At 60.0% G+C, this 10,461-nt stretch carries 13 protein-coding genes; 9 read left to right on the top strand and 4 right to left on the bottom strand.

Annotated features, from left to right (window positions below; all coding sequences use genetic code 11):
• The first annotated feature begins 135 nt into the window (after nt 1-135).
• From urtE to ureC, 7 genes are all read left to right on the top strand, one after another.
• The gene (gene urtE / locus QRN20_RS26650; protein WP_003376418.1) at nt 136-834 is read left to right on the top strand and encodes an urea ABC transporter ATP-binding subunit UrtE; all 699 of its coding nucleotides are present in this window, start codon (nt 136-138) and stop codon (nt 832-834) included.
• A gap of 48 nt (nt 835-882) precedes the next feature.
• Nucleotides 883-1,728, top strand: coding sequence for an urease accessory protein UreD (locus QRN20_RS26645; RefSeq protein WP_058432123.1), 846 nt, complete (start codon nt 883-885; stop codon nt 1,726-1,728).
• Between the two features lie 75 nt (nt 1,729-1,803).
• Nucleotides 1,804-2,106 (top strand): urease subunit gamma, encoded by a 303-nt coding sequence (locus QRN20_RS26640; protein ID WP_004887254.1) that lies wholly within the window; start codon nt 1,804-1,806, stop codon nt 2,104-2,106.
• Between the two features lie 10 nt (nt 2,107-2,116).
• Nucleotides 2,117-2,659, top strand: coding sequence for a GNAT family N-acetyltransferase (locus QRN20_RS26635; protein WP_058432122.1), 543 nt, complete (start codon nt 2,117-2,119; stop codon nt 2,657-2,659).
• A gap of 13 nt (nt 2,660-2,672) precedes the next feature.
• On the top strand, nt 2,673-3,206 hold the full coding sequence (locus QRN20_RS26630) for a GNAT family N-acetyltransferase (RefSeq protein ID WP_043305326.1): 534 nt from the start codon (nt 2,673-2,675) through the stop codon (nt 3,204-3,206).
• Nucleotides 3,203-3,511, top strand: a complete 309-nt coding sequence (locus QRN20_RS26625) for an urease subunit beta (protein ID WP_004887260.1) — start codon at nt 3,203-3,205, stop codon at nt 3,509-3,511. Before QRN20_RS26630 ends, QRN20_RS26625 begins: the two co-directional genes overlap by 4 nt.
• An 82-nt stretch (nt 3,512-3,593) precedes the next feature.
• Nucleotides 3,594-5,294: an urease subunit alpha gene (ureC, locus tag QRN20_RS26620; RefSeq protein ID WP_004887262.1), complete on the top strand. Its 1,701-nt coding sequence runs from the start codon at nt 3,594-3,596 to the stop codon at nt 5,292-5,294.
• A gap of 172 nt (nt 5,295-5,466) precedes the next feature.
• On the opposite strand, the gene QRN20_RS26615 is transcribed toward ureC, so the two are convergent.
• Genes QRN20_RS26615 through QRN20_RS26605 form a run of 3 tightly spaced genes read right to left on the bottom strand, consistent with a single transcriptional unit; the run spans nt 5,467 to nt 6,445 of the window.
• Entirely contained in the window at nt 5,467-5,721 is a 255-nt protein-coding gene (locus QRN20_RS26615) for a hypothetical protein (protein WP_058432121.1), read from the bottom strand.
• Nucleotides 5,722-5,778: 57 nt separating this feature from the next.
• Nucleotides 5,779-6,033: a hypothetical protein gene (locus QRN20_RS26610; RefSeq protein ID WP_058432120.1), complete on the bottom strand. Its 255-nt coding sequence runs from the start codon at nt 6,031-6,033 to the stop codon at nt 5,779-5,781.
• A 31-nt stretch (nt 6,034-6,064) separates the two neighbouring features.
• Nucleotides 6,065-6,445, bottom strand: coding sequence for a thioredoxin family protein (locus QRN20_RS26605; protein ID WP_058432119.1), 381 nt, complete (start codon nt 6,443-6,445; stop codon nt 6,065-6,067).
• Nucleotides 6,446-6,604: 159 nt separating this feature from the next.
• On the opposite strand from QRN20_RS26605, the gene QRN20_RS26600 reads away from it, so the two are divergent.
• The gene (locus QRN20_RS26600) at nt 6,605-7,735 is read left to right on the top strand and encodes a sensor histidine kinase (protein WP_029241993.1); all 1,131 of its coding nucleotides are present in this window, start codon (nt 6,605-6,607) and stop codon (nt 7,733-7,735) included.
• A 56-nt stretch (nt 7,736-7,791) separates the two neighbouring features.
• On the opposite strand, the gene cbpA is transcribed toward QRN20_RS26600, so the two are convergent.
• The gene (cbpA, locus tag QRN20_RS26595; RefSeq protein ID WP_004887276.1) at nt 7,792-8,733 is read right to left on the bottom strand and encodes a curved DNA-binding protein; all 942 of its coding nucleotides are present in this window, start codon (nt 8,731-8,733) and stop codon (nt 7,792-7,794) included.
• 310 nt (nt 8,734-9,043) lie between these two features.
• Between cbpA and QRN20_RS26590 the strand changes: the two genes are divergently transcribed.
• Nucleotides 9,044-10,309, top strand: coding sequence for an Hsp70 family protein (locus QRN20_RS26590; RefSeq protein WP_025994119.1), 1,266 nt, complete (start codon nt 9,044-9,046; stop codon nt 10,307-10,309).
• Nucleotides 10,310-10,461: the final 152 nt, after the last annotated feature.

Here is a 10,461-nt window from a genome sequence, read left to right as displayed (position 1 = left end):
GGCCTCTCAAAGTAAGTCGCCGAGGGGCGAAAAGGTGACTGGAGCCATGCGCTCGACTCACTGAGTCCGCAGTCTGTGCCATTTGTGACGCGGAGCATAACGGCGACCACGCTGTAACAGAAGAGAACATGAACCATGCTGCAGGTCGAAAAGCTTCATCAATATTACGGCGGCAGCCACATTCTGCGTGGCCTGTCCTTTGACGTGAAGGTCGGTGAAGTCACCTGCCTGCTGGGCCGCAACGGCGTGGGCAAGACCACGTTGCTGCGGGTGCTGATGGGCCTGTTGCCGTCGAAGGAAGGCTCGGTGCAATGGGAAGGCAAGGCCATTACCGGCTTCAAGCCCCACCAGCGCGTGCACGCCGGTATTGCTTACGTACCGCAGGGCCGGGAAATCTTCGGACGGCTGACCGTCGAGGAAAACCTGTTGATGGGCCTGTCGCGCTTTCCGGGCTCGGAGGCCAAAGAGGTGCCTGCGTTCATCTACGAGCTGTTCCCCGTGCTGCTGCAAATGAAGCACCGCCGTGGCGGCGATCTGTCGGGCGGCCAGCAGCAGCAACTGGCGATTGGTCGCGCACTGGCCAGCCGCCCTCGCCTGCTGATTCTCGATGAGCCTACCGAAGGCATTCAGCCGTCGGTGATCAAGGAGATCGGCGCGGTCATCAAGAAGCTGGCCGAGCGCGGCGACATGGCGATTCTGCTCGTGGAGCAGTTCTACGACTTCGCCGCTGAACTGGCGGACCAGTATCTGGTGATGTCCCGGGGTGAAATCGTCCAGCAGGGCCGTGGCGAGAACATGGAAGCCGAAGGCGTTCGCGGGCTGGTCACCATTTGATGCGCCAATCCGTTATCGTGCAATCCTCGACACAGAATTGAAGACGCCATGAATCTGCCTGCCAATACCGCCCTGTTCACGCCCAGCTGGCACGCCGAGCTGGAGCTGGGCTATGGGCGTTTTGACGACAGCACGCGGCCGGTCCAGCGCCGCCACAAAGGTCCGCTGCGGGTGCAGAAACATCTGTACGCCGAAGGCCCCGAGGTGTGTCAGCACATCATCGTCCATCCACCCGGCGGTATCGCGGGCGGCGACCGTCTGGATATCTCGGCCAACGTCGGCACCGACGCCTGGGCGCAATTGACCAGCCCCGGCGCAGCCAAATGGTATCGCGCGGCAAGCCCGGCGTTTCAGCAACTGGAGCTGCAGGTCGAGCCCGGCGCGACGCTGGAATGGCTGCCTCAGGAAAGCATCGTGTTCTGTAACGCTCAGGCCGAACTGACCACCCGCATCGAACTGAAAGGCGACGCGAAGCTGTGTTACTGGGATGTCGTGGCGCTGGGCCGTCCGGCCAGTGGCGAGCGTTTCGAGCACGGGCATTTTCAGTCCGCGCTGGATATCCGCCGCGATGGCACATTGATCTGGCACGAACGGCAACGCATTATCGGGGGCGACGGGCTGCTGGATTCACCGGTCGGGCTGGATGGCCATACGGTGTTTGCCACATTGCTGATCACCGGCGAGGTGGACAGCGAATTGCTTGAAGCCTGCCGCAGCCTGTCGATGCCCAATCCGGTACGTGGTGATCTGACCCAGGTGCCGGGGCTGGTCGTGGCGCGCTGTCTGGCCAACGAGGCCTTGCACGCGAGAGCCTGGCTGATCGAAGTCTGGAAAAAACTGCGTCCGGCATTGCTGGGACGCGAGGCGGTGACGCCGAGAATCTGGAATACATGAAGGTTGGCAGACGCTTTCCACAAAAGCGCCAACAATGACTGCACAGCAACCCGAACACCACGACACGGAAACCCCATGGACCTGACGCCACGCGAAAAAGACAAGCTGCTGATTTTCACCGCCGGACTGGTTGCCGAACGGCGCCTGGCGCGTGGAGTGAAGCTCAATTATCCGGAAGCCATGGCCTACATTTCCGCAGCGCTGCTCGAAGGTGCACGTGACGGCCAGACGGTCGCCGACCTGATGCATTACGGCACGACGTTGCTGACCCGCGAGCAAGTGATGGAAGGCATTCCGGAAATGATCCCGGAGATTCAGGTGGAAGCGACGTTTCCAGACGGGACCAAGCTGGTCACCGTGCATCAGCCGATTGCCTGAGGACACCCGCATGCAAGACGTGATTCGCGATGCACTGCCGGAAGATTTGCCCGGCATTCTCGCCATCTACAACGATGCGGTGCTCAACACCACCGCCATCTGGAACGAACAGCCGGTCGATCTGGCCAACCGCCAGACGTGGTATGCCTCCCGCCAGACCCAGGCCTACCCGATTCTGGTCGCTGTGGATGCGGCAGGCGAAGTGCTGGGTTATTCATCGTTTGGCGACTGGCGTCCTTTCGAGGGCTTTCGTCATACGGTCGAGCACTCGGTGTACGTACGCGCCGATCAGCGTGGCAAGGGCCTGGGGCCAAAACTGATGTCGGCCTTGATCGAGCGCGCCCGCACCTGCGACAAACACATGATGGTGGCTGCCATTGAAAGCGGTAACGCGGCCTCGATTGCCCTGCACGAACGCCTGGGCTTCACGACCACCGGCCAGATGCCGCAGGTGGGCACCAAGTTCGGTCGCTGGCTGGACCTGACCTTCATGCAATTGGACTTGTCGCCCGGCGCTCAGGCACCAGCCTCGCAAGCCCCCAAATCCGTATAACCGAGAGCCTTCCATGAACCCAGCACAGTTGCGTCGCGTCACCGCTGAAAGCTTCGCGCATTACCGTCAGGGTCTGGCGCAACTGCTGTTCGACACCGTCCATGACGGCGCATCGGTAGGGTTCATGGCTGACCTGACGCTGGAGCAGGCGCTCCGCTGGTGTGATGGTTTAAGAGCTGACGTTGCGTCAGGCGATCTGTTGCTGTGGGTCGTGGTCGACAATGAACGCCTGCAGGCCAGCGCACAGCTTGCGCTGTGCCAGAAGCCCAACGGGCTCAACCGTGCCGAGGTGCAGAAGCTGATGGTGTCGCCTGCCGCACGCGGCCACGGTCTGGGCAGGCAACTGATGGAGGCGGTCGAACAGGCCGCCGTGAAACTCAAGCGCGGCCTGCTGCACCTGGACACCGAAGCAGGCTCGACGGCGGAAGCCTTCTATCGCTCGATGGCTTACACCCGCGTGGGCGAACTGCCTGACTACTGCGCCACACCGGACGGTCGCTACCGACCGACCGCCATTTATTTCAAAACCTTGGGGCAACCGACATGATCCCTGGCCAATACCAGATCCAGCCCGGCGAGATCGAACTCAACGCCGGCCGCCGTACCCTGAGCCTGACCGTTGCCAACAGTGGCGATCGTCCGATTCAGGTGGGCTCGCACTTTCACTTTTTCGAAACCAACGATGCCCTGACCTTCGACCGAGCCGCCAGCCGCGGCATGCGCCTGAATATTCCGGCTGGCACCGCCGTACGCTTCGAGCCTGGGCAGGCACGCGAGGTTGAACTCGTGGACCTTGCAGGCTTGCGCAAGGTGTACGGGTTTGCCGGTCGAGTGATGGGCGAGTTGGATTGAATCAAGGCGCAGGCTCAGATCGTTCCTGCTCAGAGCGCGGGAGCGATCAGTGTGAAGCCCATAAAGTACTCAAGGAATCACCATGAAGATTTCCAGACAAGCCTACGCCGACATGTTCGGCCCTACGGTGGGCGACAAGGTTCGCCTGGCCGACACTGAGCTGTGGATCGAAGTCGAGAAAGACTTCACCACCTACGGTGAAGAAGTGAAATTCGGCGGCGGCAAAGTCATTCGAGACGGCATGGGCCAAGGCCAGTTGCTGGCGGCCGAGGTGGTCGACACGTTGATCACCAATGCGCTGATCATCGATCACTGGGGCATCGTAAAAGCCGACGTCGGCCTCAAGAACGGTCGCATCGCCGCCATCGGTAAGGCAGGCAACCCGGACATCCAGCCCGACGTAACCATCGCGGTGGGCGCAGCCACTGAAGTGATCGCAGGCGAAGGCATGATCCTCACCGCAGGCGGCGTCGATACGCACATCCACTTCATCTGCCCGCAGCAGATCGAAGAAGCCTTGATGAGCGGCGTGACCACCATGATCGGCGGCGGCACCGGTCCGGCAACCGGCACCAACGCCACGACCGTCACACCCGGCCCCTGGCACATGGCGCGCATGCTGCAGGCCGCTGACGCCTTCCCGATGAACATCGGCCTGACCGGCAAGGGCAACGTCAGCCTGCCCGGCCCGTTGATCGAGCAGGTCAAGGCGGGCGCAATCGGCCTCAAGCTGCACGAAGACTGGGGCACCACGCCTGCCGCCATCGACAACTGCCTGAGCGTGGCCGACGAATACGACGTGCAGGTGGCGATTCACACTGACACGCTGAACGAGTCGGGCTTTGTCGAGACCACGCTCGCTGCGTTCAAGAACCGTACGATCCACACCTATCACACCGAAGGTGCCGGTGGCGGCCACGCGCCCGACATCATCAAGGCCTGCGGCTCGCCGAACGTGCTGCCCAGTTCGACCAACCCGACCCGGCCGTTCACCCGCAACACCATCGACGAGCACCTGGACATGCTCATGGTCTGCCATCACCTGGACCCGAGCATCGCTGAAGACGTCGCTTTCGCGGAAAGCCGCATCCGTCGCGAGACCATTGCCGCCGAAGACATCCTCCACGACCTGGGCGCATTTTCGATGCTCAGCTCCGACAGCCAGGCCATGGGTCGCGTCGGCGAGGTGATCATGCGCACCTGGCAGACTGCCGACAAGATGAAGAAGCAGCGCGGTCCGCTGCCTCAAGACGGTCCGGGAAACGACAACTTCCGCGCCAAGCGCTACATCGCCAAATACACCATCAACCCGGCCATCACCCACGGTATCAGCCATGAAGTGGGCTCCATTGAAGTGGGTAAATGGGCAGATCTGGTGCTGTGGCGCCCGGCGTTCTTCGGCGTCAAACCGACACTGATCCTCAAGGGCGGCGCCATTGCCGCCAGCCTGATGGGCGACGCCAACGCCTCGATCCCGACACCGCAACCCGTCCACTACCGCCCGATGTTCGCCAGCTACGGCAGCTCCCTGCACGCCACCAGCATGACCTTCATCAGCCAGGCCGCGTTCGACGCAGGCGTGCCGGAATCACTGGGTCTGAAGAAGCAGATAGGCGTGGTCAAAGGCTGCCGCACCGTGCAGAAGAAAGACCTGATCCACAACGACTACTTGCCCGACATCGAAGTCGACCCGCAGACCTATCAGGTCAAGGCCGACGGCGTGCTGCTGTGGTGTGAGCCTGCGGATGTGCTGCCGATGGCGCAGCGGTATTTTCTGTTCTAGAAACGCTGCCAGAGAAACAAGAGAGCCTTCCTGCTGGAAGGCTCTCTTATCAAGCCTGAACCACTCAGGCTCCTTGTTCAGGCTTAAGCAGATTGTTCCGCGTGTTTCTGCACCACGTGATCAGATGAAAGTTTGCTCTCTCTGCTCAGTTCCTTACCATCCCCGAAGAAGATCACGGTCGGTGCCGCTTAACGCTATATTCCTTGACGGTTTTACTGCAGTCGTCCATCGGGACACGAACCATTACAACGCTTCCTCCGAACTCTTCAGGTGTAGCAAGCTTGTCGATGATCAGCCCCATGCGGGCACTCTGATTATCGTAGCCACCCTCATCCTTGCCGGGCCTGCTGAATTCAGCCAGCAACAGGGGTGGTTTCTTGGAGAGTTCATTCTGAAAGCTGTTATCGCTGACGATGATGACGCTCATGGCATTATTCCTTTCATGCGCTGCAATCCATGGCACAGCGGCTACTCAAGAGTGGCTCTAGCGCTCTATTCGGCCAAAGAAAGTTTCCTTTGCCTGGAGTATTCCAAGTGCCTGTAGCGCGTCATTGATAGCGTCCAGCATGCCTATATCCTCTGGGGTCGCGTTGCCCATCAGGGCTCTGCGCAACGCCAGCAATACATCAAGCTTTCCATAGGAAATATCGTCAAGCTGTGTATTTTTCTTGTCGATGATATTTTGTGCGGCGGCATTGATCCGTTGGTTAACCAGATCAAGAAAATCTGCTTCTTTCATCACAATGCTCCCTATGTTCTCAAGGGCAAATTCAGGTCAACAGCTCGTCAATCACCTGCATCATTCTCTCTTGGGTCTGCAACCCCACAAGATCCCTGCTCTTCTGGCCTTTGCTGATAAACACCATCGTCGGACCATGATTAATGGCGTAGGCGTTTGAGGTAGTGGGGTTCTGCGTATCCTTCAGATCCGAATTCAGTTTGATCTCGACTCTGCAAAATACGACTTTACCTGCGTACTTCGTGTCCAGCTCGTCAATCACCGCATCCATCTTGCCACTGGCATTGAGAACGGAAGGATCTCGCTTGGTTGTCTTGTCTACGGTCGAAAACTCGACCACCACCAACTTCTCCTGACTAGCGTCGATAACGCTCTTCTGAAAGGTTGAATCTGAAACCATTTCTACGCTCATGCTCCGAACCTCCATCCACGTAACCCGTCGCACCACCTTAGGACGTCACAAAAACAGCGTCTACTGACAGAAATGTCAGTCAACGCTCTGTTTGTTGCGCACTGTAAAGGCGGTAAGATGCGCCATCTCCGTCACGCTCCCCCAGCAAGGTAACCGGCCATGCGCCTTTCCGAATTCATCGTTCTCCATGTGGATCGCATCGTCGATGAATGGGAAAACTTCGCCAGAACACTGAAACCCGCTGCAGACACCATGAACACCGCAGAGCTGCGTGATCATGCCCAGTCGATTCTGCTGGCGGCTGCGCGGGATATGAAGACCGCCCAGAGCAAGAGCGAAGAAATCGCCAAGGCCCGCGGTGAGGAGTTGAACAAGACGCCGAGCCTGGATGAAGCAGCGACCAGTCATGGTGAACTGCGCCATGAAGTCGGGTTTGATCTGGTGCAGATGACTTCGGAGTTCAGGCATCTACGCGCCAGTGTCATTCGCCTGTGGGTGGACAGCCTGACCACGCCGCAACTGGCTGATTTTCGCGACGTGATCCGCTTCAACGAAGCCATCGACGAAGCATTGGCCGAATCCACTGCGGCTTATGCCGAACGTGTGGCGCGCTCGCGGGACATCTTTCTGGCAATTCTCGGCCATGACCTGCGCGCACCGCTTCAGGCAGTCAGCATGTCCACCGAGCTGCTGGCCCGCAAACTGGTCATGGATGAAAAGACCCAGGGCTACATCTCGCGTATCAAAACCAGCACGCGGCATATGGGCACGATGGTAGGCGACCTCCTCGAGTTCGTTCGCAGCCGCCTGGGCGCCAGCCTGCCGGTAGAGCGCAAGTTCATGGACCTGGCGGGCGCCTGTCGTGAAGCTATCGAAGAAGCGTGCGCCGGACACCCGAATTCGGCGCCCGTGCTTACGATTGAAGGTGAGACGCAGGGACACTGGGACAGCGGACGGATCAGTCAGATGTTGCAGAACCTGATCGGCAACGCCTTGCAGCACGGCGCGGCCAGCCATGAAATCACGGTGCGGGTCATCGGCGGGCCGGACACGGTAGAGCTGGTGGTTCACAACGAGGGCAAGCCGATTGCCGAAGACGCCATCGGCACGATTTTCGACCCGTTGGTACGCAGTTCCGAAGAAAACAGCGAAAGCCGCACCACCACGACCAGCCTGGGGCTGGGTCTGTTCATCGTCAAGGAAGTGGTCAACGCCCACAGCGGCAGCATTACCGTGACCTCGACCATCGGCGACGGCACCACCTTTACCGTGGTGCTGCCCAGAAACTGAGGGCTGCGAAGACTGGCTGATGATCGTGCCCACGCGGAGGCACGATCATGACTCGATCAATTACCCCACTGAGCCCTTGGGTCAAATGACGAGCTGTCCGCCAGCTTCTGCCACAGCGCCCGACTGGCATCGTCGATGTGCTTTGGCATCACGATCTTGATCTGGGCATACAGGTCGCCGCGCTCGCCCGCCTTGCTCATCAGGCCGTTGCCCTTGATACGCAGGCGTTGACCGTTCTGGCTGTCCGGGCGGATGGTCAGGTTGATCCGGCCTGTCAGCGTAGGCACGGCGACCTTGGCGCCCAGCGCAGCTTCCCAGGGTGCCAGTGGCACGGTAATGACCAGATCATGACCTTCCACCTCGAACATCGGGTGCGGCGCCAGGCGGATGATCAGGTACATGTCACCATTCGCACCACCAGCTATTCCCGGCGCGCCCTGGCCCTTGAGACGAATACGCTCGCCGTCCACGACGCCTGCGGGAATCTTCACGTTCAGGGTTTTGGTGATGTCGCTCATGCGCTGCCCGTTGGGGCTGTGCTGCGGCACCTTGAAACTGACCTGCTTGGACTCGGCCGACAGCGTCTCTTCCAGAAAGACGGCCAGTTCCATTTCCACATCCTGCCCCTTGCGACCCGGATTGCGGCTGCGGCCACCCTGTTGGGCACGCCCGCCGAAGATGGAACTGAAGAACTCGGAAAAGTCCGCCGTCTCCTCGCCAAATCCGCCCGCACCGGCGCGGCTCTGCCAGCCCGGCGGGGTCTGGAACGGCCGCCCCTGACGCCCGTACTTGCGCAGCTCGTCATATTCGGCGCGCTTGTCGGGGCTGCTCAGCACTTCGTAAGCCTCGGACGCTTCCTTGAATTTGTCCTCAGCCCCGGCCTCTTTACTGACGTCGGGGTGATACTTGCGCGCCAACTTGCGATAGGCCGTCTTGATCGCCTTGTCGTCTGCAGTCGGTTCGACATCCAGTATCTTGTAGTAGTCTTTGAAATCCATCTAACAATCACCCATCCAATTATCCAGCGCAGCCAGATGCGCTGGTATAACACGCCCAGCCTCCTCGTGTTCGAGGCACCTGAAAGACTTCACATCGAAAAAACAGCCCGGTAGCACGCCCTGTCTTCTGGCCGTCAGGTGTTCGACAACCTGGTCTACCGAGAATCCCATCAAGATTGGGGGTGATGGTCCCGAGTTCAAGCCCCGGGCGCAAATACCGATAACCCGGAATAAGCGACGCATCGCCCTACGCAATTGCTGCGCACTGACATAAACTGCGCGGCCGTTTTTTGACTGGAACGTAAAAGACATGAATGACCAATCCCCGGCCCGTGCCTGCGGCATCGATTTCGGCACGTCCAATTCCACTGTCGGCTGGCAACGGCCAGGTGTGGAATCGTTGATCGCGCTGGAGGACGACAAGATCACCCTGCCCTCGGTGGTGTTCTTCAACATGGAAGAGCGTCGCCCGGTCTATGGCCGCCTGGCGCTTCACGAATACCTGGAAGGCTACGAAGGCCGCCTGATGCGCTCGCTCAAGAGCCTGCTGGGTTCCAAGCTGATCAAGCACGACACCAGCGTGCTCGGCACGGCGATGCCGTTCAAGGACCTGCTGGCCCTGTTTATCGGCGAGCTGAAAAAACGCGCTGAAAAGACCGCCGGACGCGAGTTCGAACAGGTGGTGCTGGGCCGCCCGGTGCACTTTGTTGATGACGACGCCATGGCCGATCAGGAAGCCGAAGACACACTGGCCGAAGTCGCCCGCAAGATTGGCTTCAAGGACGTGTCGTTCCAGTTCGAACCCATTGCTGCAGCGTTCGACTACGAGTCCACCATCACCCAGGAAGAACTGGTACTGATCGTCGACATCGGTGGTGGTACCTCCGACTTCTCGCTGGTACGCCTGTCTCCCGAGCGGCGTGAACATGAAGATCGTCAGGACGACATCCTGGCCACCGGCGGCGTGCACATTGGCGGTACCGACTTCGACAAGCAGTTGAGCCTGCAGGGCGTGATGCCGCTGTTCGGCTACGGCAGCCGCATGAAAAGCGGCGCGTACATGCCCACCAGTCACCACATCAACCTGGCGACCTGGCACACCATCAACGCCGTGTACTCGCAGAAGTCCCAGCTCGCACTGGGCAGCATGCGTTACGACATCGAAGACACCGGCGGCATCGACCGGCTGTTCAAGCTGATCGAACAACGCGCCGGGCACTGGCTGGCCATGGAAGTGGAAGAGACCAAGATCCAGCTGACCCAGACCGATACCCGTCACTTGCTGATGGACCGTATCGAACCGGGATTGAGCGTGGACCTGGGTCGGGCGATGTTCGAGGCGGCAATCGATGCGCAGCTTGAGCGGGTCCGCAACAGCGTAACTCAACTGCTGAGTCAGGCAGGCGTGGGCGTCGAGCAGGTCAACACGGTGTTCTTTACCGGCGGCTCAAGCGGCATTCCTGCGCTGCGTAACAGCGTATCGGCGATGCTGCCGAATGCACGTCACGTGGAAGGCAACATCTTCGGCAGCATCGGCAGCGGGCTGGCGATTGAAGCGAAGAAGCGTTACGGCTGAAGCGGGCCGATGATCATGCCCACGCTCCGCGTCACGTCTTCAAGCGGACGCGGAGCGTCCTGAGAGGCGTTACCACGCTGGAGCGTGGGAACGATCAGCGTGAGGTTGACGATCGTGCCCATGCTCCGCGTGCGTATGCAGCCCGTGACGCT

This window comes from Pseudomonas sp. fls2-241-TYG-175 (assembly GCF_030209155.1).
GTDB classification, from domain to species: Bacteria; Pseudomonadota; Gammaproteobacteria; order Pseudomonadales; family Pseudomonadaceae; genus Aquipseudomonas; species Aquipseudomonas viridiflava.
The sequence above is the reverse complement of the archived record's forward strand: the minus strand, read 5'-3'. Positions and strand labels throughout refer to the sequence as shown.